The 26,218-nt window shown below is 55.8% G+C and carries 20 protein-coding genes; 3 read left to right on the top strand and 17 right to left on the bottom strand.

Translation table 11 applies throughout. The features are described from left to right. Window positions 1-4 precede the first annotated feature (4 nt). Genes mukB through cmoM form a run of 4 tightly spaced genes read right to left on the bottom strand, consistent with a single transcriptional unit; the run spans window position 5 to window position 7,246 of the window. Window positions 5-4,456 (bottom strand): chromosome partition protein MukB, encoded by a 4,452-nt coding sequence (gene mukB / locus AC2FAJ_RS09965; RefSeq protein WP_041910620.1) that lies wholly within the window; start codon window positions 4,454-4,456, stop codon window positions 5-7. Beyond that, window positions 4,456-5,160 (bottom strand): chromosome partition protein MukE, encoded by a 705-nt coding sequence (gene mukE / locus AC2FAJ_RS09960; RefSeq protein ID WP_008499954.1) that lies wholly within the window; start codon window positions 5,158-5,160, stop codon window positions 4,456-4,458. Before mukE ends, mukB begins: the two co-directional genes overlap by 1 nt. Then, window positions 5,141-6,463 (bottom strand): chromosome partition protein MukF, encoded by a 1,323-nt coding sequence (gene mukF / locus AC2FAJ_RS09955; RefSeq protein ID WP_041910621.1) that lies wholly within the window; start codon window positions 6,461-6,463, stop codon window positions 5,141-5,143. Before mukF ends, mukE begins: the two co-directional genes overlap by 20 nt. A gap of 3 nt (window positions 6,464-6,466) precedes the next feature. Continuing rightward, entirely contained in the window at window positions 6,467-7,246 is a 780-nt protein-coding gene (gene cmoM / locus AC2FAJ_RS09950; RefSeq protein WP_028012576.1) for a tRNA uridine 5-oxyacetic acid(34) methyltransferase CmoM, read from the bottom strand. 124 nt (window positions 7,247-7,370) lie between these two features. Between cmoM and elyC the strand changes: the two genes are divergently transcribed. Continuing rightward, a complete protein-coding gene (gene elyC / locus AC2FAJ_RS09945; RefSeq protein WP_028012575.1) occupies window positions 7,371-8,150 on the top strand; it encodes an envelope biogenesis factor ElyC in 780 nt (259 codons plus the stop codon). On the opposite strand, the gene AC2FAJ_RS09940 is transcribed toward elyC, so the two are convergent. The 13 genes from AC2FAJ_RS09940 to AC2FAJ_RS09880 all read right to left on the bottom strand — a co-directional run bounded on the left by AC2FAJ_RS09940 (window position 8,127) and on the right by AC2FAJ_RS09880 (window position 23,053). Further along, window positions 8,127-9,020, bottom strand: a complete 894-nt coding sequence (locus tag AC2FAJ_RS09940) for a YcbJ family phosphotransferase (protein ID WP_028012574.1) — start codon at window positions 9,018-9,020, stop codon at window positions 8,127-8,129. The genes elyC and AC2FAJ_RS09940 overlap by 24 nt on opposite strands. Before the next feature lie 141 nt (window positions 9,021-9,161). Further along, the gene (kdsB, locus tag AC2FAJ_RS09935) at window positions 9,162-9,908 is read right to left on the bottom strand and encodes a 3-deoxy-manno-octulosonate cytidylyltransferase (RefSeq protein WP_028012573.1); all 747 of its coding nucleotides are present in this window, start codon (window positions 9,906-9,908) and stop codon (window positions 9,162-9,164) included. Then, entirely contained in the window at window positions 9,905-10,087 is a 183-nt protein-coding gene (gene ycaR, locus AC2FAJ_RS09930; RefSeq protein WP_006174474.1) for a protein YcaR, read from the bottom strand. Before ycaR ends, kdsB begins: the two co-directional genes overlap by 4 nt. A gap of 45 nt (window positions 10,088-10,132) precedes the next feature. Beyond that, window positions 10,133-11,362 carry a winged helix-turn-helix domain-containing protein gene (locus tag AC2FAJ_RS09925; RefSeq protein WP_485454095.1) on the bottom strand — a complete coding sequence of 410 codons (1,230 nt, stop codon included), beginning with the start codon at window positions 11,360-11,362 and terminating at the stop codon, window positions 10,133-10,135. A 44-nt stretch (window positions 11,363-11,406) separates the two neighbouring features. Beyond that, the gene (gene lpxK, locus AC2FAJ_RS09920) at window positions 11,407-12,384 is read right to left on the bottom strand and encodes a tetraacyldisaccharide 4'-kinase (protein WP_485454094.1); all 978 of its coding nucleotides are present in this window, start codon (window positions 12,382-12,384) and stop codon (window positions 11,407-11,409) included. After that, complete coding sequence (msbA, locus tag AC2FAJ_RS09915) at window positions 12,381-14,129, bottom strand: lipid A ABC transporter ATP-binding protein/permease MsbA (protein ID WP_485454093.1); 1,749 nt, start codon at window positions 14,127-14,129, stop codon at window positions 12,381-12,383. The genes lpxK and msbA overlap by 4 nt, the downstream gene beginning before the upstream one ends. A gap of 36 nt (window positions 14,130-14,165) precedes the next feature. Continuing rightward, the gene (locus AC2FAJ_RS09910; protein WP_041910624.1) at window positions 14,166-16,430 is read right to left on the bottom strand and encodes a ComEC family protein; all 2,265 of its coding nucleotides are present in this window, start codon (window positions 16,428-16,430) and stop codon (window positions 14,166-14,168) included. 214 nt (window positions 16,431-16,644) lie between these two features. Continuing rightward, entirely contained in the window at window positions 16,645-16,932 is a 288-nt protein-coding gene (ihfB, locus tag AC2FAJ_RS09905; RefSeq protein WP_008499965.1) for an integration host factor subunit beta, read from the bottom strand. 170 nt (window positions 16,933-17,102) lie between these two features. Beyond that, on the bottom strand, window positions 17,103-18,776 hold the full coding sequence (gene rpsA, locus AC2FAJ_RS09900; RefSeq protein ID WP_008499966.1) for a 30S ribosomal protein S1: 1,674 nt from the start codon (window positions 18,774-18,776) through the stop codon (window positions 17,103-17,105). 111 nt (window positions 18,777-18,887) lie between these two features. Continuing rightward, on the bottom strand, window positions 18,888-19,571 hold the full coding sequence (gene cmk, locus AC2FAJ_RS09895; protein WP_013097305.1) for a (d)CMP kinase: 684 nt from the start codon (window positions 19,569-19,571) through the stop codon (window positions 18,888-18,890). A gap of 185 nt (window positions 19,572-19,756) precedes the next feature. Beyond that, on the bottom strand, window positions 19,757-21,040 hold the full coding sequence (gene aroA / locus AC2FAJ_RS09890; protein WP_047362721.1) for a 3-phosphoshikimate 1-carboxyvinyltransferase: 1,284 nt from the start codon (window positions 21,038-21,040) through the stop codon (window positions 19,757-19,759). 69 nt (window positions 21,041-21,109) lie between these two features. Then, complete coding sequence (serC, locus tag AC2FAJ_RS09885; protein ID WP_047362720.1) at window positions 21,110-22,198, bottom strand: 3-phosphoserine/phosphohydroxythreonine transaminase; 1,089 nt, start codon at window positions 22,196-22,198, stop codon at window positions 21,110-21,112. A gap of 162 nt (window positions 22,199-22,360) precedes the next feature. Beyond that, entirely contained in the window at window positions 22,361-23,053 is a 693-nt protein-coding gene (locus AC2FAJ_RS09880; protein ID WP_028012566.1) for a DUF421 domain-containing protein, read from the bottom strand. 127 nt (window positions 23,054-23,180) lie between these two features. Between AC2FAJ_RS09880 and ycaO the strand changes: the two genes are divergently transcribed. Both ycaO and focA read left to right on the top strand, forming a co-directional pair. Next, complete coding sequence (gene ycaO, locus AC2FAJ_RS09875; RefSeq protein WP_447088003.1) at window positions 23,181-24,941, top strand: 30S ribosomal protein S12 methylthiotransferase accessory factor YcaO; 1,761 nt, start codon at window positions 23,181-23,183, stop codon at window positions 24,939-24,941. A 406-nt stretch (window positions 24,942-25,347) separates the two neighbouring features. After that, window positions 25,348-26,205, top strand: a complete 858-nt coding sequence (focA, locus tag AC2FAJ_RS09870; RefSeq protein WP_028012564.1) for a formate transporter FocA — start codon at window positions 25,348-25,350, stop codon at window positions 26,203-26,205. The last annotated feature ends 13 nt before the right edge of the window (window positions 26,206-26,218 follow it).

Raw genomic sequence — 26,218 nt, 5'->3', positions numbered from 1 at the left:
CGCCTCAGGAAGCGTCTGCCGTGGTTTCCGGCAATGATTCCGGCGGCTGCGGCGCAAAGCCACGCAGCCCGACAACATGCACGTGTTCGCTGTTCTGGAACACTTTACGCACCAGCTTATAGGTGGTGCCTTTTTCAGGGCTGATGTTTTCCGGTGCCGCAATGATGAGCTGCATATCGAGACGTTCGCAAAGCTCAAACAGCGTGGCAATCGAGCGGGCATCAAGACGCGCCGCTTCATCGAGGAACAGCAGTCGGCATGGGGAGATGTCTTTCCCGCGCAGGCGGCGCGCTTCATCTTCCCAGCTCTGTACCACCATCACCAGAATCGACATCCCGGTACCAATGGCTTCACCGGTCGACAGCGCTCCGGATTCCGCACGCAGCCAGCCGTCTGAACCACGGTTTACCTCAACTTCCATTTCCAGGTAGTTACGATAGTCCAGCAGCTCTTCACCGATGGTTTGCGGAGTACGCTGGCCCATATCAATCTGCGGATTCAGGCGCTGATACAGCTTCGCCAGCGCTTCGGAGAAGGTCAGACGGTTGCTGTTGAACAGATCCTGATGCTGCTCGTGCTGCTCAGAGAGCACTTCCAGCAGCGTCGCGTGGGCTTCCCGCACGTTGACGTTAAGACGCACGCTGTTGACCTGACCAAACGAGACGCTCTGCAGCCCCTGGTTCAGCTGGCGGATACGGTTCTGCTCGCGCTGAATGGTTTTGCGAATGATATTCGCCACGCTGCGGGAGCTGATCGCCAGCTTCTGCTCGCGGGAGGTCAGCTCTTCCGTCAGGCGGCCCAGCTCGATTTCCATCTGTTCGATGGCTTCGACCGGATCGTCGGTACGGATAATGTCCTGACGAATACGCTCGCGCAGGTGCTGATAAACCGCAACGAAGAACTGGATTTTACGTTCAGGACGTTTCGGATCCTCTGACATGCGCAGCACGTCGCGCAGGTGTTCGTTATCCGCCACCGCCAGACGCAGCGCACCCAGCGCCTTATCCGACATCGAACGCAGCTCATCGGCAGAAAGGTATGCCAGCTCGCGACGGTGCAGGCGACGTTCAACGTTGTTGTCTTTCACCATCCGCATCACGGCGCACCAGCCCGCTTTCGCCGTCACGACCTGCTCGCGCATTTCATGATAGTCGCGCTCCAGCTTGCGCAGGCGGCGGGTCAGGTTATCCATTTCCGCTTCGCAGAAGGTGAGCGCTTTCTCCAGCTGATTACGACGCGCGCGGTTATTGCTGAGCTGGCTATGCAGCTCATCACGACGAATGCGCGCGCGTTCTTCCGCCCCGCTGTCGGCACGAACGCCAATGTCCTGCAGCTCTTTCTGCAGGTCGTTTAACAGCTCTTTCTTGGTGTCGAAGGAGCTTTTCAGCGAGGCCAGCACCTGGTTGTACTGGTTCAGCTGAGCGGAGTGGCTGCGCATCGCTTCGCGAGCGCGGGTACGTTCCGCTTCCGCCTGCTCAAGGCGCTGGCGCAGTTTTTCATTCAGGTCGCTGTTACCGCTCAGCATTTCAGCCGAATCGGAGTAGCCGAAGTGCGCACGACGCTGCACCACTTCCGTCAGGGCAAACGCCTGCTGACGTGCTTCGCGCTGCACCTGCTGCGACCAGGCATAATCTTCTTTTAACTGCTCGAACTGTTCCGGGTCGCTCTGCAGTACAGACACGACGGGCTCCAGCTTCGCCAGCTGGTTGCCGTGCTGCTGCACGAAGCGCGCGGCTTCCTGGGCTTCATCCAGACGTTCCTGGATCTCATCCACGCGGTCGGCCAGCGTGTCATCCGCCAGCAGGTTCAGGCGCGGCAGAATGCGGTTAAGGGCAGCGACGCCCTCTTTCGCCTGTTCGAACTGGACGCGGCTCTGCTGGTTGTCACTTTCATGACTGGCAATCGCGCGCTCCAGCTCGCCACGGCGGGTGTTGAGCTTGCGGATTTCCGCTTCCGGGTCGGCTTCAAACGCCACGCCCAGATGGCTGCCGATAAAGCGGCTGAACGCCTGGTGCAGACGCTGGGTTTTCTGTACGTCAAACGACAGAGTGGCAAAGCGTTCAGACAGCGTTTCACGCTCGGCGTGGAGACTCTCGATGCGGCTTTCGCGCGCGGCGCGGCCAAACAGCGGCAGCTCCGGGAAGCGGGAGTAACGCCACTGGCGATCGGCGATTTTCACCACCACCGCTTTTTCCAGCTCGTCAACGCTGAAGACGCTGTCATCGAACGACTGCGGATCCCCTTCGATCAGATAGAGATCTTCCGGGCAATCTTCCAGCCCTGCGAGCTGCTCAGAAATCAGCGACAGATCCGGCACCACAATTGCGTTGCGGGATGGACCGTACAGCGCGGAGAAGTACGGCGCATCGTCCAGGCCAACGTCATCGTAAATCTCAGACAGCAGTACGCCGCCAAAACGCTCGGCTAAGGTGTTCAGACGCGGATCTTCTGACCCGCCCGGCTGGCTTAAGCGCTCGATTTCTTCATCGACGTCACGCTTGCGGGCACCCACTTCGTCACGTTCAACAATGGCTTCGCGCTCGCGCTCCAGCAGCTGTTGCAGGTATTCGGTCACTTCCTGGCTGGACTCGAACTGCTCGCCGCATTGTTCGCTGAGCTGGTTCAGGCTGCTTTGCGCTGCCAGCCAGACCGGCGCACGCTGCAGGAGCGCCTTCGAACGGGACTGAAGCTGCTCCAGCTCCTGACGCAGCGTCATACGCTGTTCGCTGGCATTTGATACGGTATCGGACAGGGCCGCAATACGCGCTTCCAGTTCCTGATGCAGCACCTCGAGCTCGTCGAAATCGTAATGTTTACCCTGACGCTTGCAGAACTCGGCCAGCAGACGTTCGGCTTCCTGCTGCTCGCGCAGGCGCTGTTCCAGCTCGTTCAGGCGCATACGCAGCGGCTGCACCTGCTCGGCCAGATGGCGCTGGTTGACGCCGTCGCGCAGCAGTTCACGGGCAACGTCCCAGGCTTCGCTACGCGCCAGCGGGCCGTTAATGGCAACTACCAGCTGATAAGCCTGTTCAAACTGGCTGTGCGCCGTTTGCGCGACGCTCATTTTCTGTTCAAGCGAGAGCAGTTTCTCGGTGGCTTCCTGCTCTTTGGCCTGGAAGGTGTCCAGCCACTCGTCGGCACTTTCCGGCGTCAGATCCGGCAGATGACACAGCTCTTTCGCACGCTGTAGCGCCTGCAGCGCCTGGTTGTATTGAATCGCACGCGTCTGCTGCACGTCCAGCGCCTGCTGGTAGTCCGCAAGCTGGCTTTTCAGCTCGTCCACTTCCAGCTCGGCGGCTTCGGCGCGGGCTTCATTCTCTTCCTGCATCTCGGCGGCTTCGGCCACTACTTCATTTTGCTCTTCGAGACGAATTTGCAGCTCATCGAGGTCCGCTTCGTAGCGTTCGATCTTTTCCTGCTGACGCAGCGCGGTCTGCACCAGGTTCAGGTGATCGCTGGCGGCCTGGTAGTCGGCTTCCAGGTCGCCCTCGGCACCGTTGTGCTCACCCAACTCGCGCGCCATTTCGACGTGCTTGTACTGCTCGGCCACCAGCTGTTTACGGGAGGTAAACAGTTCGCGGCGATATTCTAATGCCTGATCGAGATGGACGCGGCGCTCGTTGGCGTGGCGCATATAGTCCGCCGCCACGTAGTTGGTCGCTTCACTGATCAGGTGTTTAAACAGGTCGCGGTCAGACTGGGTAACGCGAATCGCTTCCAGCGTCATGCGGTTTTCACGCAGTGCCGCCTCCATGTCCTGGAAGGCCTTACGCACGCCGCTGTTTTCCGGCAGCAGATAGTCACGCAGGGAACGGGTAATGGCGCTGGAGATACCGCCGTACAGGGACGCTTCGATCAGACGGTAGTATTTACTACGGTCTGAAGCGGTGCGCAGACGGCGCGCCACCACGCCCAGATCGAACATCAGTGAGTGATAGTCAGTAATCGAGTTGAACTGCTTAAACTGCACCCCTTCGATGGCTTCAAGCTTGTCCTTCAGCTCCTGCAGCGTCAGGACGCGCGCCTGGCGTTCATTCAGCGTTTCCGTCAGCAGCGCGGTCGGCTGTACGGAGGTTGGCAGCCCCTGAATGGCGAACGGTTTGATATCCACTTTACGGTCGCGGCCGGCAACCTGTTGCAGACGTACGCCCACCACCACGCGCTGGTGACGGGAGTTGATGACGTCCAGCACGGAATAACAGACGCCCGCTTTCAGCTTACCGTGCAGGCCTTTATCGCGGGAGCCGCTTGTCGCGCCCGCTTCGGTGGTGTTACGGAAGTGAAGCAGCGTCAGGTCGGGGATTAGCGCCGTTACAAACGCCGCCATGGTGGTGGATTTACCCGCCCCGTTACCACCTGAGAGCGTCGTGACCAGCTCATCCAGATCGAAGGTTCGGGCAAAGAAGCCGTTCCAGTTAATCAGCGTCAGTGAGCGAAATTTACCGCGTTCAATCATTACTCTTCCTCCCCGCTATCCGGCAGATTCTCTTCATGCTCATCATTGAGCTGCAAATGGTTTTCCACCGGCATCGCTTCACCGTCGCGGATCATGCGAAGCTGCGCTTCACGCGCATCATCGCCCGCACGCACGTCGGCGCCGAAGCGGAAGACCGATTCCGTGATGCGGAATTTGCTGCTGTCGTGGCCCATAAACCAGACCATCCCCAGACGGCGCAGACGGTTCAGGGAAGAGCGAACCTTTTCCTGTAATTTTTGACGGTCAAGATCCGACCCCGTCGAACGGTTATTCACCAGCTTAAGCAGCTTGCTCTCATCCGCCAGCGTCAGCAGTTCATCGTACAGCTCCTGCTGGGTGAAGATGCCTTCATTTGCCAGGCGTTCCGGGCTGAGGTAGAGATAGCAAAGAATTTTGCCAACCATCATGTCCAGCTCGGAGAGCACGGAGCGCGGGATCAGGGTCGTGGAACGCGGGCGCAGATAGAAAAAGCCTTCCGGCGCGCGGATAAGCTCCACGTTATAGCGGGCGTAAAACTCTTCCAGGTACTCCTGGAAGTCCATCAAAAAGGCGTGATTATCCAGCTCGTCCAGGCCAATGTGACGACCGGCACGCAGCTGGCTGTCCAGCGCCGGAAATAACGGATTCGCCAGCGCCTGTGCCAGCTTAACTGGCATCACTTGTTCAATATTTGTCAATGACATGCGCCTGTACCTTGGCTCCGTAATCGTTAATTGGCTGCCACTTCGGCGGCAGTCCGGTGAAGTCTGCTTGCGCGATACCCAGGCGCACCGCCTGGTCTACCACAATGCGGGCAACGTCGAAGTGGCGCGCGCGCGGATATTGCGCCAGATAGTCGCGCACCACGAGCCCAAGATCCAGCGGCGCTTGTCTGGTTTTGTAGACGGCGAGCTGTTCTTCGATCATCGCCGCAAGTTGCTCACGAATTTCGTTGAATTCTTCGTACTCCAGATCCGGCGGCAGTTCACCGGTGACCTCTTCATCGCGCAGCGCCATCTCTTCGTCGCGCATATCCAACAGACGATCGGCATTGGCATAGGTCAGCGCCCACGGTGCATCAAAGTAGGTCTGTACCGACTGACGAAGACGCTGAGCAAAGACGCGGTTTTTATCCATATCAATCGCGGTACGGATAAATTTATGCACGTGGCGGTCATAGCCGATCCACAGATCGATCGACTGCTGGCCCCAGCTGATAATGCGGTCAAGTTTGCTCTGCAGATCAAACACCAGACGGTCGATAAAATGCAGATCGTCGTGCGCCAGGGTCGCATCCTGGATGCGCAGCAGGTTGGCCTGCAGCTTGTCCCCTGCGGCCTCCAGCGTATCCTGCAGCTCACGCAGCGTACCGGAGGTTTCTGACAATAAAAGTTCACAGCTGGAAATGGCCGCACGCCAGTCTTTGTTCAGCAGCTGCGCGATATCATCTTTCACCTGCTGCTGCTGCTCGTCCATCAGACGCTGAGTGAGATCGATACTGTCGAAAATCTCGGCCACCGAGTATTTCAGCGGCGCGTAAACGTTGCGGTGCCAGTGGAATTCGTCACCGTTTTCATCGGCCGCGTCAGCGGCACGTTTAAGCTCACCCGCCACGATCGAGAGCTGCATGGAGAGACGCAGCGTGGAAAATTCGCGCTGGCGAATGTAGTAGTCGGTGATGCCGATGCCCAGCGGCGTCAGGCGATAGATGGCGTTTCCTTCCGCCTGCTCGCTGGTAAAGCGGTTCAGCAGACGTTGACGCACCATATCGTTGATTGCGTTATTGGCACGCACGCTAATGGTTTCGCTGGTTTGCTCAAACGCATCACTGACGTGGCGGAACGCATCCACCAATTCACCCTCGCTCATTTCACCATCCAGCCGTTCGCCGTTCAGCGTGGCAACCGCCAGCAGGAAAGAGAGTCTGTCTACCGGCAGCGAGATGGAGAAATCGTTTTTCCTGGCCCAGGCAACCAGTTCGGGGACTGTCTGGGAAAATTCACTCATAGGTTATCCTTGCATCTGCGGCTTGTGCGCGGTGACGTGAATATAGCGGCCAAGGCTGACGAACGGCTCCTGGCGGCAATACCGCGTTTCTAATTCTGTTAAGGTGTCAAAACAGTCACGCTGTTTGTGTTTTTCACGCAGATAATCATGAAACACCCTGACGCCCGTCTTCCCGACGATCTGCCAGCCAATCTCTTCCAGCCAGCCGTAAACCTGCTGCGGATCGCGCGGATAGTCCGGGGAAAGCGTGCGTTTTTTCTTTTTCGGCATCCCGACCTGAACATAGTCGAAGTTCCCTGCCACCATGTTGTGCATCAGGAAGCCGTTAGCATTGTAGAACATCAGCGACAGCGTACCGCCCGGACGTAACATTGACCACAGGGTTTGTAACACGCTTTGCGGATCGGCAACCCACTCCAGCACCGCATGAAACAATATCAGATCAACCTGGGTTTCCAAATGCTGCGCGATGTCCTGAGCGGCGCATTGTATAAAATGCATGTTGTCGCTCACACCTTTCTCTTCTGCCGCACGCGTCGCGCGGGCGACCATTTCAGCAGAAAGATCGCAAAGCGTGACGTGATGACCGCGTTCAGCCATTTTTATCGCCGTCTGCCCTTCACCACCACCGGCGTCCAGCACGCGCAACGTTTGACCACCGAACGTCGCCAGAATAGTGTCCAGATCCTGCCAGAGGATCGTCTGACGGAGCTGCCCTTTCGTGGTGCCATAAATGTTGCGCGAAAACTTTTCCGCGATGTCATCAAAATTGCGATCCCGCATTGGGAGAGTTCCACTCGCTAACTGCAAAACCGCTATTTTGTCACACCCGCGCGGAGAATGAACCTCTCTGGTGTAATATCACCGGTAATCATCTGCTGTATGGTCAAAAAAGGAACCAAAAAGGATGCTTTTTACCCTTAAGAAATACGTTGGAGGGATGATGCTTCCCCTTCCGCTGCTGCTTATCATCATCGCGCTGGGGCTGGCGCTGGTGTGGTTTAGTCGCTTTCAGAAGAGTGGCAAAACGCTTATTACGTTCGGCTGGCTGGTCCTGCTGCTGCTGAGCCTGCAGCCGGTGGCGGATGGACTGCTGCGCCCCATCGAAAACAGGTACCCTACGTGGCAGGGAAACCAGAAAGTTGATTACATCGTTGTGCTGGGCGGCGGGTATACCTGGGACCCTGACTGGGCCCCCAGTTCGAACCTGATCAACAACAGCCTGCCGCGGCTAAACGAAGGTATTCGCCTGTGGCTGGCGAATCCGGGATCAAAAATGATCTTCACCGGCGCAGCGGCCAAAACCAACCCGGTGAGTACGGCTGAAGCGGGGGCCAGAATCGCGGAATCGCTCGGCGTACCGCGTTCCTCTATCATCACGCTGGACAGCCCAAAGGATACCGAGGAAGAGGCTGCCGCGGTGAAGCAGGCGATTGGCGATGTTCCGTTCTTACTGGTGACCTCCGCCTCGCACCTGCCAAGAGCGATGATTTTCTTCGAGAAGCAAGGTTTGCACCCGCTTCCCGCACCGGCAAACCAGATGGCCATCAGCGCGCCGCTCAACCCATGGGAACGGGTGATCCCCTCTCCGATGTGGTTGATGCATAGCGATCGCGTTGGCTACGAGACGCTCGGACGCCTCTGGCAGTGGCTGAAAGGCTCGTCAGGCGAGCCAGGGCAAGAGTGATTTAGCCGCCAGATCGAAGTTGGCGCGATTGAAACGTCCGGTGTTGACCAGTTGCGCCACTTCGTCCCAGAGCAGATAAAGCCAGCGACGCCAGAGAAACGCCTCTGCAACGGGCGCGCGTTGAAGGTAGTGCCACAGTAAACCTTCCGCCGCCCCGCTGTCGCTGAGCCTGAACAGCTCATATTCCCGCGGTGCCCAGAGCATGATCCCCGGCCCTAGCATCGCCAGGAGCTGATCGCTGCGGGAGTCTTTGAGCATACTGCGCAGAGTAAAATTGCCGTGGATCAGCACGCAGTTGTCGTTAAAGCCGTCGAACAGCGCCGGTAAGCACTCGCGGGTGCGAAACAGAATACGTTTGTCCTGCATGGTCAAGCCGGTATTGTTGAACTGGTTAAGCGTCCCCCACAGCACTTCCACCCGCTGGCGATACCACAGCGGCCACAGGTTTTCCTGGGTGCTGTCAACCGGACCAACAAGCCCTCGGCTATCCTGTCGGTGCCAGGCCAGCAGCGCCTCAACAATCTGATCTTTCAGCTGTTCCCAGCGTTCCGGCGTACGCGCGGGCGCTTCTACCGGCACACCGCGTAAACGCTCAATCAGCAGTACGTCCGGGCCGGGATGTTCCTCGTGGGTCATCACGCCGTACACGGTCGGCATACGGACGGTTCCCTCCCGTGCCAGCATCGACATTTTCCAGGCAAGCTGCCTGGCGACGCCCGGCGACGAGAAGCTTCGTGCCATCAGCGGCATCGGGTTGCCCTGGCCGTCATACAACGACCAGAGCGCGGTATCGACCTTTTCACTCACGCATTCGACCCGGCTTAACTTCTCACCCAGCAGATGGCTAAGTTCGGCACGCAGCTGTTCCATATGAGATTACCCCCATTAAGACTACTGCTTTTATAATGAGCGCACAGCGTGAAGATGTCACCCGGAAGAGATCAATTAGGGTAAAGAAAGGGGAATTTGCGGGGAGAGGACATCCCTCCGAAAGGAGGGATGCAGGCGGGATTAGCGCAACTCGGCGCGGACGCGCTCAAGATCTTCCGGCGTATCAACGCCCGTTCCCGGTACTTCGCGGGCAACGGCAACGTGGATTTTTTCGCCATACCAGAGCACGCGAAGCTGCTCCAGCATTTCGATATGCTCCAGCGGGCTCGGTGCCCAGGCTACATAGCGGCGAATAAAGCCGGCGCGATAGCCGTAGATCCCAATATGACGCAGGAAAGAATCACCGATGGTCTCTTTAGAGAGCGCAAAGCGATCGCGATCCCACGGAATCGTAGCGCGGGAGAAATAGAGCGCATAGCCTTCGGCATCCATCACCACCTTCACCGCATTCGGATTGAATGCCTCTTCAGCGTGGTGAATAGGCACCGCGAGCGTCGCCATACCGACCTGACGCTGCGCCAGGTTTTCCGCCACCTGACGGATAATAACGGCCGGGATCATCGGCTCGTCGCCCTGCACGTTTACGATGACCGTATCGTCACTGAAACCACATTTCTCAACCACTTCAGCCAGACGCTCGGTGCCGGACTGGTGATCGGCGCGGGTCATGCACACCTCACCGCCTGCGGCCTCAACCGCACGGGCGACATCAGGATGATCGGTTGCAACGATAATGCGGTCGGCACCGGACTCACGCGCCCGCTCAAGGACATGCACAATCATCGGCTTGCCGTTGATATCTACCAGCGGTTTACCCGGCAGACGCGTTGAGGCATAACGTGCAGGAATAATGACAACAAAACTCATGGTTTGCTCTCTTCTGCCACCAGGGAACGGGCTTCATTTTCCAGCAGTACCGGAATGCCGTCACGCAGCGGGAAGGCCAGACTGTCCAGCTTGCAGATCAGCTCCTGTTTGTCCTGGCTGTAGTAAAGTTTGCCGTTGCATACCGGGCAGGCAATAATTTCAAGTAAACGGTGATCCATAGTTCCTCCGTATGGGTAATCGCTAAAGCTTAACACATTCCCTTTTCAGGGCGTGCCTGTTTCCCAGCCACTTCGACAGGATGTGAATAACCCGTCAGGTACCCGGCCAAGCGTTACGTCGCGAGCCTCCTGCCAGCGCGCGAACTCGCTAATGGCGGACGTTAACCCTTTTTCCAGGCTCGCCGTGACCCTGATGCCCTCTTGCAGATAAAGGGCAATGACTTCAAGCGTGCCGGTCTTGCGGTGCATTTTGGCATCCATGCGTCCGACCAGTTGTCCCTTGTGCAGCAGCGGTAAAACAAAGTAGCCGTATTGCCGCTTTGGCGCCGGGGTATAGCATTCCAGCCGGTAGCTGAAGTCAAACAGCTGCTCGGCGCGTTTTCTGTCCCAGACAACCGGGTCGAACGGCGACAATACCGCGCTGTGGGTCGCCCGGAGTTTCCCCTCCAGAGCCTCGGGCAGCAGAGGGACAAGATCCGCATGCAGCCACATTTCTCCCAGCGTTTCCACCATAACGGGAACAACTCGCTGTTCGCGCTGCCACATCTCCAGCAGAGGCTTCAGCGCAGGCTGACGGAGGCGGTAATAGTCTGCCAGCCATTGCGGACGGAAAATGCCCAGGCTGCGGGCGCTGTTCTCCAGCATGATGGCCTCGGCCGCCTCCTGAGTAAGCAGATCCCGATCGTCGTCCCAGTGAGGCATCACGCGATGCGTCAGATCATAAACGCGCTGAAAATTACGCCGTTCAATGACCATGACTTTGCCTGACGTGAACAACCCTTCAAGATGACGCTTGTGCGGCTTCCACTCCCACCATCCGCCTGCACCTTTGCGCGGATGTTCAAAATCGGCGGATCGAACGGGGCCGTTTTCCTCAATATGGCTGATAAGCTGCTCTATTTCGGCCTCATGTTCCTCCATCCACGCCTGCCGGTATTTCCATCCCATCTTTTCCGGAGCAAGCATACGGTGACGCACCAGGGCGAAATCGCTACGGGGCAGGAAGCAGGCTTCGTGAGCCCAGTACTCCATCAGCTCCCCTTTGGAGAGCGCCTCATCCAGCCACTGCGGAGGATAACTCCCCAGGCGGCTAAACAGCACCAGGTAAGGGCTACGGGCGACAATGTTAATGGTGTCGATTTGGAGCAGCGACATGCGCTGGACGGTAGAGAGGATATCGGCAGGCTGCGCGCGGCGACGGGGCTTTTTGAGCAGCCCCTGCGCGGCAAGGTGTAAATGACGTGCGGCTGAAAGCGAGAGTTGCGGTAAAGACATGCGTTTTCCTGTCAGTCAAAGCGCCACCAGAACCGCGTAAGCCTCTACTGCACCAACGCAATCAGTTCCTTAAGCAATTGTTCCGGCTGTTCGCCGCTGAGTTCAGCGTCAACGGGCAGATACCACCAGTTATCTTTCGCAAAGGCACGGCATTTCACCGCATCTTTTTCGGTCATAATGAGCGTCTGGCCAGGCGCGGTAAGCGCCTCAACCTGCTCTGCCACCAGCGCCTGATGGTCAGCCAGCGGAACGCGTTTTTCCAGCCGGGCGCCACACTGTTCCAGCGTCGCGAAGAAGCGCGGCGGATGACCAATACCCGCCATAGCCACCAGCGAAGGCAGTTCTGCAACCGCCCGGCGTTCACCCGTCACCAGGTTGACCGCCATTCCCGGTAACAGACGCATAGGAATTTCACCCGACTTTGCTTCACCGCCGTTAACAATCACCGCATCAACGGACTTCAGACGCGAAGCCCGTTCACGCATGGGGCCAGCGGGCAGCCACCAGCCGTTGCCGAAACGACGAACGCCGTCGATAACTACAATCTCTTTATCACGCGCCAGAGCGTAATGCTGCAGGCCGTCGTCAGTGATGATGATCTGTGCCGCGTGTTCAGCAAGCAGGGCCTGCACGGCGTCGCTGCGCACCGGGGAGACCGCAACCGGCGCACCGGTACGCTGGAAAATCAATACTGGCTCATCACCCGCTTCTGCGGTAGTGGTTTCCGCCGACAGCAGCAATGGGTAGTGCGCCGCTTTACCACCATACCCACGCGACACCACGCCGGGGCGGATGCCGCGTTTTTGCAACTGCTCCACCAGCCAGATCACCACTGGCGTTTTGCCGTTGCCGCCCGCCGTGAGGTTACCCACCACGACTACCGGAACCGGCGCGCGCCAGGCATGCTTGATCCCCAGACGGTAAAACAGGCGAATAATGCCGCTTACCAGGCCGTACAGCCAGGAGAGCGGCAAAAGCAGCAGCCACAGCGGGGATTCACCTGACCAGATGCGTGCAATCATTCGCCGAACTGCATCTTATGAAGCTGGGCGTAAACGCCACGATGTTCCAGCAGATCGGCATGGCTTCCGCGTTCAACAATGATGCCGTCCTCAACCACGACGATCTCATCTGCCTGCTCAATAGTGGACAGACGGTGCGCAATCACCAGCGACGTACGGTTCTTTTGCAGTTCATCCAGCGCCGACTGAATCGCGCGTTCAGATTCCGTATCCAGTGCAGATGTTGCTTCGTCCAGGATCAGTATCGGGCTATCGCGCAGCAGCGCGCGCGCAATGGCAATACGCTGGCGCTGACCGCCGGAGAGCAGTACCCCGTTTTCACCGATGATCGTATCCAGACCGTTATCCATCTTGTTGATAAAGTCCATTGCATACGCCATACGCGCGGCGTTCTCAATCTGCTCGCGGCTGTACTCGTCAGTGCGCGCATAAGCAATGTTGTTGGCAACCGTATCGTTGAAGAGATGCACGTTCTGAGAAACCAGCGCAACCTGGTTACGCAGCGACTGCAGGGTGTACTCCCGCAGGTCGTGACCATCCAGCAGGATCTCACCTTCGTTAATATCGTAGAAACGAGTGATGAGGCTCGCAATGGTGGATTTACCGGAGCCGGAGCGGCCTACCAGCGCAACGGTTTTACCTGCCGGAATCGTCAGGTTGATATTGCGCAGAGCCGGCGTTTCGCGGCCTGGATAGGTGAAGGTCACGTTGCGGAACTCCACGTCGCCACGCGAGCGCTCTACCTCGCGTGTACCTTCGTCTTTTTCCTGTTCAGAATCCAGAATGCTGAACAGCGTCTGGCAGGCGGCCATCCCGCGCTGGAACTGGGCGTTCACGTTGGTCAGGGATTTCAGCGGGCGCATCAGGGCAATCATCGAGGAGAAGACTACGGTGATAGTACCCGCCGTCAGCGTCTCCATTACGCTCGGGAAGCTTGCCGCATAAAGAACGAACGCCAACGCCAGTGAGGCAATCAGCTGAATGATCGGGTCAGAGATGGAAGAGGCCGAGACCATCTTCATCCCCTGCAGACGCATTTTGTTGCTGACTTTGTCAAAGCGTTTGGTTTCAACTTCCTGACCGCCGAAGATCAACACTTCTTTGTGCCCTTTCAGCATCTGTTCTGCGCTGGTCGTCACCTGCCCCATGGTGTTCTGCATATTCTTACTGATATTGCGGAAGCGCTTTGAGACGACGCGGATAGCAATGGACACGACCGGTGCCAGCACGATAAGGATCAGCGACAGCTGCCAGCTGTAATAGAACATCATTGCAAACAGACCGATGATCGACGCTCCTTCGCGCACGACGGTAATCAGCGCGCTTGAAGAGGAGGAGGCAACCTGCTCTGAATCGTAGGTAATACGAGACAGCAGCGTCCCGGTGGATTGCTTGTCAAAGAATGAAACCGGCATGCCCATCATGTGGCTGAACAGACGACGGCGCATGGTCATAACCACTTTCCCGGAAACCCAGGAGATACAGTAGCTGGAGATATAGCTGGTGATACCACGTAAGATCATCAGCCCGATAACCACCAGAGGCATCCATAGCAACACTGAGCGATCCGTTTTACCAAAACCGTCGTCCAGTAACGGTTTGAGGAGCGATAACATAAAAGTATCGCTGGCTGCGTTGAGGATTAACGCTACACCCGCCACGATCAGGCCTGCTTTAAAGGGAGCAATCATCGGCCAGAGTCGGCGGAAGGTTTGCCACGTGGAGAGATCTTTGTCGTTATGCATTCAAAAAACCAGCATTTGTTGAAATAGCCGCATATTCTACCCGTTATCTACGGGCGCGCCAAACCACTGATGATACCAGGGGGGTAAAAATTGATCCCGCACGCGCCGGATTTGCCAGCGATGGTGCGAAAATGTCACCGATATTTGCCCGGAATGGGGGGTATCGTGCCAGATATATCCCTCTTTTCGATAGCGCCGGACTACTTTAGCCGACGGGAATCGCCATGCGTTATAGCGGGCCGCTGAATCCAGCGCAATCTCCCCTTCCAGGCGCTGTACCAGCGGCAATGAAGACGAGGTATTGCTGCCGTGATGAGGTACCTGTATGAGGGTGGACGTCAGATGCTGCCAGTAATGGCTAAGCATAGCCTGTTCTGCCTGTGCTTCAATGTCTCCCGTCAGCAGAACGCTCTGCTCGCCGTCGTCAATTTTTACCACGCAGGAGTGATTGTTACCCTGAGCCGGATAATTTTCAGTGGGCCAGTGGACGGTGAACGTTAACCCCTGCCATTGCCATCTTTGCCCGCGAAAGCAGGGACGATGCCCAGTCTGGTGCAACGGACTTCTTACCCACATTTCGGGCCATGTTTTTTGCAGCGATACAAGACCTCCCGCATGGTCGAGATGCTCATGGCTGAGAATAACGCCTTCCGGCTGCAGATGATGCCAGCGCAGCCATGGAATAATTAACCGCTGTGCACTATCCCCGCCCGGCCAGGCAAGCCCGGTATCGTAAAGAATGGCTTTTCCCTGTCGTTCAATAACCATTGCCAGCCCCTGCCCCACGTCCAGCATATGGAGCGTCCAGGCGTCGCTTTTCGCCGTTCGCCAGAGGGGAGAAGCCAGCAAGACACTTCCCGCCAGACAAACGGCAGGAACGGTTTTCCAGGCGCGGAAACGCCAGCCGATGAGGATAAGCCACGGCAGTAACGTCATGTACTGCCAGCGCTGGTCCACACTCTGCCAGCCGTCTGGCAGGCGCATCAGCAACCAGAACAACCCGGCAAGCGTCTTATCGGCTGCATACCAGATGCCGCTTTCCAGCCCCGCCAGCGGCAGCAGATGGAGCAGCATGCCAAGTAAAATCAGCGGTACGCAGACAAACGTCACCAACGGCACGGCAAAGAAGTTGGCGATCAACGATGAAATGCTAAAGCCATGGAAAATCAGAACCTGTAGCGGCATGAGAAGTAACAGCATGCCGACCTGCAGATAGACAAGGTTCAGCAGCGGACGTATCCGGCGAGCCCACTGCCAGTGAGGAAGCGGCAACCACTGAAACCAGAAAATCAGCGCGGCGACGGCAAATGCAGACAAAAGCAGACTCTGCGAAAGTATGGCTAAGGGATCGCTTATCAGGATCGCCGCGACACAGCAGATCCACACCTGCCATGGAGACCATTGCCGGGAACCGATCCGCAGCGCCGCCAGTACAGCAAGTGCGATGACCGTGCGTAGCGCGGGCGGTTGCAGACCGGTCAGCCAGGCGTAGAAAGCAGCAAAGAATAACCCTGCCAGCAGAGGCATTTGCCAGTTGACCCGATGGCAAGGTAATAAAAACTGAAGCCCGCGCACAAGAAACCAGACGATGGAGGCCGCCAGCGCGATATGCAGACCCGAAATCGCCATCAGATGCAGCGTGCCGGTTTCACGCATCAGGTCTTTTATTTCCCTGGGGACATCCAGACGTTCTCCCATGCCCAGCCCGAGGATAACCGCGCCCCAGCGATAAACTGAAAGTCGGTTTTGCAGCGATGTCAGGTATTGCGCTCGCAGGCTGCAGCGTCCATCGATGAGTTCTGCATGGGTAAAACGCCCACTTAGCGTTTGATGGCGGGCAATAGCGCTGCGCTGGGGGTCATACCCTCCGTCGTTCAGTTCGCCGTGTACAGGCCTGAGCCGGAGCGTCATCGCCCAGCGCTGACCGGCACACGCTTTCTGCGGCAGATAATGACCATAAAGCGTTACGCCTGTTGACGCCCACCAGCGATGGCCATCAACGGTGAGTATTTTTCCCTGATGCACAGTGGCACCATCAGTCGCGGCGATCTCCACCTCGGCCTGTACGGCACCTGCGGTTAAATGCTGCATCGGCCAGACGCTCTCTTGCGCGGCCAGAATGCCCCACACGCAAAATAACAGCGTCAACCCCACATACTTCAGCCGTACGTTTTGGCGTGCGGCCAGTGCAACTGCGCCAGCCATCATTATCCAGATGGTATAACGCGATGGCAGTTCAGGTAACCAGAGTAACGGGGCTATCGCCAGAATGGCGCAGATACCTAAAGCGGGAATTCCCATTGCTACCTCCCTGTTTCTGGGTGGCAGTATGCGGGCAGATCGAGCGGGGTGTCAGGCGTGAAAAATGCAATCTACAGCAAGCGCTGCAAGGTTTTTAGCGCGTTGCAGAAAACGCAACTTAAAATGCGAGACACCTTCAGAATGAAAGTGACGGAGACAAAAAAAGCACCCGCAGGTGCTTTCTTTCGAACCCAGTTTAACCGGCTGGCTAAACTCAGTTGCCGTAAATATTGGCGCGATCGCGCAGTTCTTTACCCGGCTTAAAGTGTGGAACGTACTTACCTTCCAGCTCGACTTTATCACCAGTTTTCGGGTTACGCCCGGTACGTGGAGCACGATAGTGCAGAGAAAAACTACCGAAACCGCGGATTTCAATGCGCTCGCCCTGGGCAAGAGTGGAGGCCATATGCTCCAGCATCTCTTTTACGGCATCTTCCACTGCCTTGGCAGGGATATGCGGTTGCTGACTGGCAAGTCTTTCAATCAATTCTGACTTGGTCATGATTCCTCCGGTTCCTTTCAAACCAATTAGCTGAACAGCTCATTAAACAAGGGCGGCCGTAGCCGCCCTTTGTTATTGATTACAGGACGAATCCTGCAATCTGTCAAGTCTGCTCATCATCCTTCGCGCTGTAAATGCGTTACAGCTCAAATGATGCTGAGAACCTGATATTACTCGCCTTTAGCTGCTTTGAAAGCTTCAGCCATTGCGTTGTTAGAGAAGTTTGCATCTTCCTGTTTGTTAACAGTTGCGATTGCATCTTTCTCATCAGCTTCGTCTTTAGCACGAACAGACAGGCTGATTGCACGGTTCTTACGGTCAACACCGGTGAACTTAGCTTCAACGTCGTCGCCTACGTTCAGAACCAGAGTGGCATCTTCAACGCGGTCACGTGAAGCTTCAGAAGCGCGCAGGTAACCTTCAACGCCGTCAGCCAGTTCTACGGTTGCGCCTTTAGCGTCAACTGCAGTCACTTTACCGTTTACGATTGCGCCTTTCTTGTTCAGTGCAACCCAGTTGTTGAACGGATCTTCTGCGAGCTGTTTAACGCCCAGGGAGATACGCTCACGCTCTGCGTCAACCTGCAGAACAACTGCAGCGATTTCGTCGCCTTTTTTGTATTCACGAACTGCTTCTTCGCCTGCAACGTTCCAGGAGATGTCAGACAGGTGAACCAGGCCATCGATGCCGCCATCCAGGCCGATGAAGATACCGAAGTCAGTGATAGACTTGATTTTACCTTCAACACGGTCGCCCTTGTTGTGGGTTTCCGCGAACTGCTGCCATGGGTTGTTTTTGCACTGCTTCAGGCCCAGGGAGATACGACGACGTTCTTCGTCGATATCCAGAACCATCACTTCCACTACATCACCAACGTTAACAACTTTGGATGGGTGGATGTTTTTGTTGGTCCAGTCCATTTCGGAAACGTGCACCAGGCCTTCAACGCCTTCTTCGATTTCAACGAAGCAGCCGTAGTCGGTCAGGTTGGTTACGCGACCAGTCAGTTTAGTACCTTCTGGGTAACGCTTAGCGATAGCTACCCATGGATCTTCGCCCAGCTGTTTCAGGCCGAGGGATACACGAGTACGCTCGCGGTCGAACTTCAGCACTTTAACAGTGATTTCGTCGCCCACGTTCACGATTTCGCTTGGGTGCTTAACGCGTTTCCACGCCATGTCGGTGATGTGCAGCAGGCCATCAACGCCGCCCAGGTCAACGAATGCGCCGTAGTCAGTGAGGTTCTTAACGATACCTTTGACTTCCATGCCTTCCTGCAGGTTTTCCAGCAGCTGATCGCGTTCTGCGCTGTTTTCGGATTCGATAACGGCACGACGGGAAACAACAACGTTGTTACGCTTCTGGTCCAGCTTGATTACTTTGAACTCAAGCTCTTTGCCTTCGAGGTGCAGGGTGTCACGGACTGGACGAACGTCTACCAGTGAACCTGGCAGGAACGCACGAATACCATTCAGCTCAACAGTGAAGCCACCTTTAACTTTGCCGTTGATAACACCGACCACAGTTTCAGCTTCTTCGTAAGCTTTCTCCAGCGTGATCCATGCTTCGTGACGTTTAGCTTTCTCACGAGACAGCAGGGTTTCGCCGAAGCCGTCTTCTACTGCGTCCAGAGCAACGTCAACTTCGTCACCAACCTGGATTTCCAGCTCGCCCTGGGCGTTTTTGAACTGCTCAGCCGGAATGGCGGACTCAGATTTCAGACCGGCGTCAACCAGTACTACGTCTTTGTCGATAGCAACAACAACACCGCGAACGATGGAACCCGGACGGGTTTCGATTTCTTTTAAGGATTCTTCAAACAGTTGAGCAAAAGATTCAGTCATGTTTAATCTTCAGGTTAATATTAACGTCCACCTGGCTCCGTGCCGGATGGGGTTGTTTCACATACCCGCCGTCAATCCATTGCAGCGGGGGTACTGCTAAATCGGTCGCGATTACGCGAGTGCCAGTTTTTGGCGCGCATATTGTAGCGCTTTTTCAATCACTTGCTCAATAGTTAAACTGGTTGAATCCAGAACTAATGCATCTTCTGCAGGAACAAGCGGTGCGACGGCGCGGTTACGATCGCGGTCATCGCGCTCTTTTATCTCGGATAAAAGGCGATCAAAGTTAACACTAAACCCCTTTTCCTGCAACTGAAGCATACGGCGTTGAGCACGTTCTTCCGAAGAGGCGTCAAGGAAGATTTTTACTGGCGCATCAGGGAAGACCACGGTTCCCATGTCGCGTCCATCAGCGATCAGACCCGGGGCTTCACGAAACGCTCGCTGGCGACGCAGCAGCGCCTCGCGAACGCGTGGGAAAGCCGCCACCTGGGAGGCCGCATTAGCGACTTCCTGCGTACGGATTTCGCCGCTCACGTCTTCCCCTTCCAGGATCACTTCCAGGTTGCCATCGGTAGAAACAAAACGCACATCCAGATGCGCAGCCAGCGGTACCAGCGCTTCTTCAGAGGCGACATCCACGTGATGATGCAGCGCAGCCAGCGCCAGCACGCGATAGATTGCTCCCGAATCTAAAAGATGCCATTGCAATGCTTCCGCCATCGCTTTGCACAGAGTACCTTTCCCTGCGCCACTCGGCCCATCAATGGTGATTACCGGGGCAACTGCCGTCATCTTTTTCTCCTTAAATAAGGCATACCGTTAACATGAACGCCGCGCATTATACGCGCCAACGTGCGCAACTGTTACCTTTGCGTGCAAATTACGGAATGATAGAAGCAGAGTGTAGAAGAAATGAGCGGGAAAGATCGTCAGGAAGCGTAAGGAAATGCCGCATCAGGTGATGCGGCAAGACTTCATCATGCCAGGGTGCTAATGCGCGCCAGCTGTTCGAAATAGTCCGGGAAGGTTTTCGCCGTACATTTCGGATCGAGAATGGTCACAGGGGTATCGGACAGCGCCACCAGCGAGAAACACATCGCCATACGGTGATCGTTATAGGTCCCGATTTCAGCAAAGTTCAGTTTTGCCGGAGGGGTAACGCGAATGTAATCTTCGCCCTCTTCTACCTCAGCGCCGACTTTACGCAGCTCGGTTGCCATCGCGAACAGGCGGTCCGTCTCTTTTACGCGCCAGTTATAGATGTTGCGCAGCGTGGTGGTGCCTTTGGCAAACAGCGCCGCCGTGGCAATGGTCATCGCCGCATCCGGGATATGGTTCATGTCCATGTCGATGGCGTTCAGCTCACCGTGGGTACAGGAGATGAAATCATCTCCCCAGGTGACAACCGCGCCCATTTTTTCCAGCACGTCAGCAAAACGAATATCGCCCTGCACGCTGTTGCGGCCAATGCCGGTCACTTTTACCGTACCGCCTTTAATCGCGCCAGCGGCAAGGAAATAGGACGCGGATGAAGCATCGCCTTCAACCAGGTAGTTACCCGGCGACTGGTACTGCTGCGCCCCACGCACGACAAAGCGCTGATAAGACTGGTTTTCAACCTCAACGCCGAAGGTTTTCATCAGATGCAGCGTAATATCAATATACGGTTTGGAGACCAGCTCACCTTTAATCGTGATAACCGTATCCTGCGGGGCCAGCGGCGCGGTCATCAGTAGCGCCGTCAGGAACTGGCTGGAGACGCTGCCGTCAACCTCGACGGTACCGCCGGTAAAGCCCCCGCGCAGACGCAGTGGCGGGTAATTTTCCTGCTCCAGATACTCAATCTGCGCGCCGCCCTGACGCAGGGCATCTACCAGATGGCCGATCGGACGCTCCTTCATGCGCGGCTCGCCGGTCAGCACGATGTTATTGCTCCCGAGGCACAGGGCCGCCGCCAGCGGACGCATCGCGGTACCCGCGTTACCCAGAAACAGCTCAAGCTCTTCACTCGCCTGCAGCGCGCCGCCGTTGCCGGTCACTTCGCAGCGGGTGCGATCGTCAGAGAGTGTGTAATGAACGCCCAACGCTTTCAGCGCATTGAGCATATGGCGCACGTCATCGCTGTCCAGCAGGTTGGTGAGGACGGTGGTGCCGTTTGCCAGAGCTGCCAGCAGCAGAGCACGGTTCGAGACACTTTTTGAACCAGGCAGATTGATGGTGCCATCTACCCGCGCGATAGGTTGTAACGTCAGGGATTCCATGAAAACTAAACTCTCAACTCAACATAATAAAAACCCCGCAGGGACGCTGCGGGGGTGAAAAACAGCAAATTAACCGTGACGACGTTCGAAGTCGATCATGAAATCGGTCAGGGCTTTAACGCCTTCCAGCGGCATGGCGTTATAAATGGAGGCACGCATGCCGCCCACGACACGGTGACCTTTGAGCGCATGCAGACCTGCGGCGAAGGACTCTTCCAGGAACACTTTGTCCAGGTTGCTGTCCGCCAGCTGGAACGGCACGTTCATGCGCGAACGGTTCGCTTTCGCCACATCGTTACGGTAGAAATCGCTCTTGTCGATCGTGCCGTACAGCAGTTCGGCTTTCTGCTGATTGATCTTGTCCATCTGCGCCACGCCGCCGTTTTGCTTCAGCCATTTGAAGACCAGGCCGGAGAGATACCAGGCAAACGTAGGTGGGGTGTTGAACATTGAGTCGTTGTCATTCAGGACGGTGTAATCGAGAATCGACGGGCAGGACTTATGGGCTTTCCCCAGCAGGTCTTCACGGACGATGACAATAGTCAGCCCAGCAGGACCGATGTTTTTCTGAGCACCTGCGTAAATGACGCCGTAGCGACTGACGTCCAGCGGAGTGGACAGAATGGTTGAAGAGAAGTCCGCCGTCACAATGACATTGTCGCCAAAGTCTGGCTCTTCGTGAATGGCGATGCCGTCGATGGTTTCGTTCGGGCAGTAGTGGAGATACGCGGCGTTGTCAGACAGCTGCCACTCGCTCATCGGCTTCACGGCGCGCAGACCGTCAACGGTCACTTTGGCGTCGATAACGTTCGGCGTGCAGTATTTGTGCGCTTCTTTTACCGCACTGGCTGCCCAGTAGCCGGCATCGACGTAATCAGCGGTGGTTTTGTCGCCCAGCAGATTGAGCGGGATGCCCGCAAACTGGCCGCGTCCGCCGCCGTGACAGAACAATACTTTGTAGTTCGAGGGAATGTTCAGCAGATCGCGAAAATCCTTTTCTGCCTCTTCCGCCACCTGAATAAACGCTTTACCACGGTGGCTGATTTCCATCACCGACGTACCCAGACCGTTCCAGTCACACAGCTCCTGTTGAGCCTGTTTGAGCACGTCTGCCGGTAACATTGCCGGACCTGAACTGAAATTAAAGACTTGAGCCATTTCCCCTCACCACGCTAAAAGCCATAAGTTATAACTGTGGATATCGGTTTTATCATTCAGTGACACGCGCCGCAATGTCTAAAACTAATGACCGGGGAAATGTGCCCTTCGTCACACAAAACAATCTGCCGCCTCGTCGTCACAAAACCGACAAAATCGCTGTCAGACGAGGCGTTTAGCCCGGCTAACCTTTGTCCATTCCGGATTTGCACAACGAGGGCATAATTGATGATCGCCCGCATGCATCCCCACAACATGACTACATTTTATACATGCATACTCCCCGGTTTCAGGTATCACCCTGAACCGTTCTACTAACATATCCGGCAGGATACACAGGCCGGGCTTAACGTCGTCATCAGCATAGTAATAGACGCTGATTTGCCCATTGGTTTCCATGATCGCCAGCCGCACCTGTCCGAGCTGTTCAACGCTATTCAGGCGCAGCTCCATAAAGAACTCAAACTCGGTCATATTGGCGCTTTGCACATTTTCCCAGGCCAGCTGACCGTCCTCGACAATAACGACCGGTTTCCCTTCAAGCAGATCTTCCAGCTTTTCACTTTTTGACATCAGCCACATCACCAACCGGTAAAGCAAGGCGAGGGAAACAAAAACGATAAACACCGGCACCATCGGCACGTCGTCATAAAACGCGACGTCCCCCGCCGCCGAGCCCAGCGTCAGGATGATCAGCACTTCAAACAGCGACATCTGACGAACGCCACGACGGCCGGTAATTTTGAGAAACAGGAAGACGAGTACGAAGGTATACAGGCTGCGCAGCGCCACTTCGCCCAGAAATTCAGGTGGAACTTTATCAAACGCCATCCGCTGGAGATCAAATGCTTTCATTTTTCTATGCCTTAACAGTCAGTTACTGCTACTAAGCATAGCCCAGCCATTTATTTTCGCCGGAGATAGCACCCGTCACGCAAAACCCGTATCATTGCGCGCTTTACGTACGATAAAAGTGAACGCCATGACTCAAACGTTTATCCCCGGCAAAGACGCCGCTCTGGAAGATTCCATCGCTCGCTTCCAGCAGAAACTGACCGACCTGGGCTTTAACATCGAAGAAGCCTCCTGGCTGAACCCGGTGCCTCACGTCTGGTCCGTGCACATTCGCGACAAAGACTGCGCGCTCTGCTTTACCAACGGTAAAGGTGCGACGAAAAAAGCGGCACTGGCCTCTGCGCTGGGTGAGTATTTTGAGCGTCTGTCCACCAACTACTTCTTCGCTGACTTCTGGCTGGGTGAAACCATCGCCAACGGCCCGTTCGTTCACTATCCGAACGAAAAATGGTTCCCGCTGACCGAAGACGATGAACTGCCGGAAGGCATTCTGGATGCCCGTCTGCGTGCCTTCTACGATCCGGAAAACGAACTGACCGCCAGCATGCTGATCGATCTGCAGTCTGGGAATGAAGAGCGTGGGATCTGCGCCCTGCCGTTCACCCGTCAGTCTGACGAGCAGACCGTGCATATTCCGATGAACATCGTCGGCAACCTGTATGTGTCCAACGGTATGTCCGCCGGTAACACCCGTAATGAAGCGCGCGTGCAGGGTCTCTCTGAAGTCTTCGAGCGTCATATCAAAAACCGCATTATCGCCGAATCCATCAGCCTGCCTGAAATTCCGGCAGACGTGCTGGCGCGCTACCCGGGGGTGGTGGAATCCATCGCCAAACTGGAAGCCGAAGGTTTCCCAATCTTTGCGTATGACGGCTCGCTGGGCGGTAAATATCCGGTTATCTGCGTCGTGCTGTTTAACCCGACTAACGGAACCTGCTTCGCCTCCTTCGGCGCGCATCCTGACTTCGGCGTGGCGCTGGAGCGTACCGTGACCGAGCTGCTGCAGGGCCGTAGCCTGAAAGATCTCGACGTATTCACCCCGCCAACGTTTGACGATGAAGAAGTGGCCGAGCACACCAACCTCGAAACCCACTTCATCGACTCCAGCGGTTTGATCTCCTGGGATATGTTCAAGCAGGACGCGGACTATCCGTTCGTGGACTGGAGCTTTGCCGGTACCACGGAAGAAGAGTTCGCGACGCTGATGGCGATCTTTAACGCGGAAGACCAGGAAGTGTACATTGCCGATTACGAGCACCTGGGCGTTTACGCGTGCCGCATCATCGTGCCTGGCATGTCTGATATCTATCCGGCGGAAGATCTGTGGCTCGCAAACAACAGCATGGGCGCGCACCTGCGTGAAACCCTACTCTCCCTGCCGGGCAGCGAGTGGGAAAAAGAAGATTATCTCAACCTGATAGCCCAGCTGGACGATGAAGGCCACGATGACTTTACCCGCGTGCGCGAGCTGCTGGGTCTGGCGACCGGGAAAGACAACGGCTGGTACACGCTGCGCATCGGTGAACTGAAAGCGATGCTGGCCCTCGCGGGCGGCGATCTGGATCAGGCTCTGGCCTGGACAGAATGGACCATGGAGTTTAACCAGTCGGTCTTCTCCGCCGAGCGCACCAACTATTACCGCTGCCTGCAAACCCTGCTGCTGCTTGCGCAGGAAGACGATCGCGAGCCACTGCAGTACCTGAACGCTTTCGTACGTATGTACGGTGCTGAAGCGGTTGAAGCCGCCAGCGCGGCGCTGAGCGGTGAAGAGCCGTTCTACGGTCTGCAGGCGGTTGACAGCGATCTGAAAGCCTTCCCGGCGCATCAGTCTCTGCTGAAGGCCTATGAAAAACTGCAGAAAGCAAAAGCTGCTTACTGGTCAAAATAAGCGCATATAACATTAACGGCAGTAGGCGTATTCAATCGTCTGGGCTATATTACGGGGCAATTTCATTGCCCCGTTTTTTATTCTCTTCGGCAATGATTGTTGATTGTAATAATAAAGTTAAACACGGGTAAATATAATAATATTTGCCTGGGCTTTATTGTTACTTTTTATGGTAATTACTCCATATTAATTAACTGTTTCGAAGGGGGCCGAACGAAAAAATTCAACTCTTTTCATAACTTTTAAAATTTATTTTTATACGGATAATCAAATACTTACTCCGCATTTGCTGTGAAACCATACATACTGCGGGCCTATAAGCCAGGCGAGATATGATCTATATCAATTTCTCTTCTATAATGCTTTGTTAGTATCTCGTCGCCGACTTAATAAAGAGAGAGTTAGTGTGAAAGCTGACAACCCTTTTGATCTTTTACTCCCCGCCGCGATGGCAAAAGTTGCCGAAGAAGCGGGTGTCTATAAAGCAACGAAACACCCGATGAAGACGTTCTATCTGGCGATCACTGCAGGTGTGTTCATCTCTATCGCTTTCGTCTTCTACATCACCGCCACCACCGGTACTGCCGGAATGCCTTTCGGCATGGCCAAACTGATTGGCGGCATTTGCTTCTCACTGGGTCTGATTCTCTGCGTCATTTGCGGCGCCGACCTCTTCACCTCAACGGTGCTGATTGTTGTGGCGAAAGCCAGCGGAAGAATTACCTGGGGTCAACTGGCGCGCAACTGGCTTAACGTCTACGTTGGTAACCTGATTGGCTGTCTGCTCTTTGTTCTGTTGATGTGGCTCTCTGGCGAGTATATGACCGCCAACGGTGGCTGGGGGCTTAATGTCCTGCAAACCGCTGACCACAAAATGCATCACACATTTATCGAAGCCGTTGCTCTCGGCATCCTCGCAAACCTGATGGTCTGCCTGGCGGTCTGGATGAGCTACTCTGGCCGTAGCCTGATGGATAAAGCCATGATTATGGTTCTGCCGGTTGCGATGTTTGTTGCCAGCGGCTTCGAGCACAGTATTGCGAATATGTTCATGATCCCGATGGGGATTGTTATCCGCAACTTTGCAAGCCCGGAGTTCTGGACCGCAGTTGGTTCATCCCCGGAAAGTTTCTCTCACCTGACTATTATGAATTTCATTACTGATAACCTGATCCCCGTCACTATCGGGAACATTATCGGTGGGGGTCTGTTAGTTGGGTTGACATACTGGGTCATTTACCTGCGTGGCGGCGACCATCATTAATGGTTGTCTCAGG

Source organism: Enterobacter cloacae complex sp. 385G4 (assembly GCF_057320665.1).
Note: the sequence above shows the minus strand (reverse complement) of the source record. Positions and strands in the feature narration are given on the sequence as shown.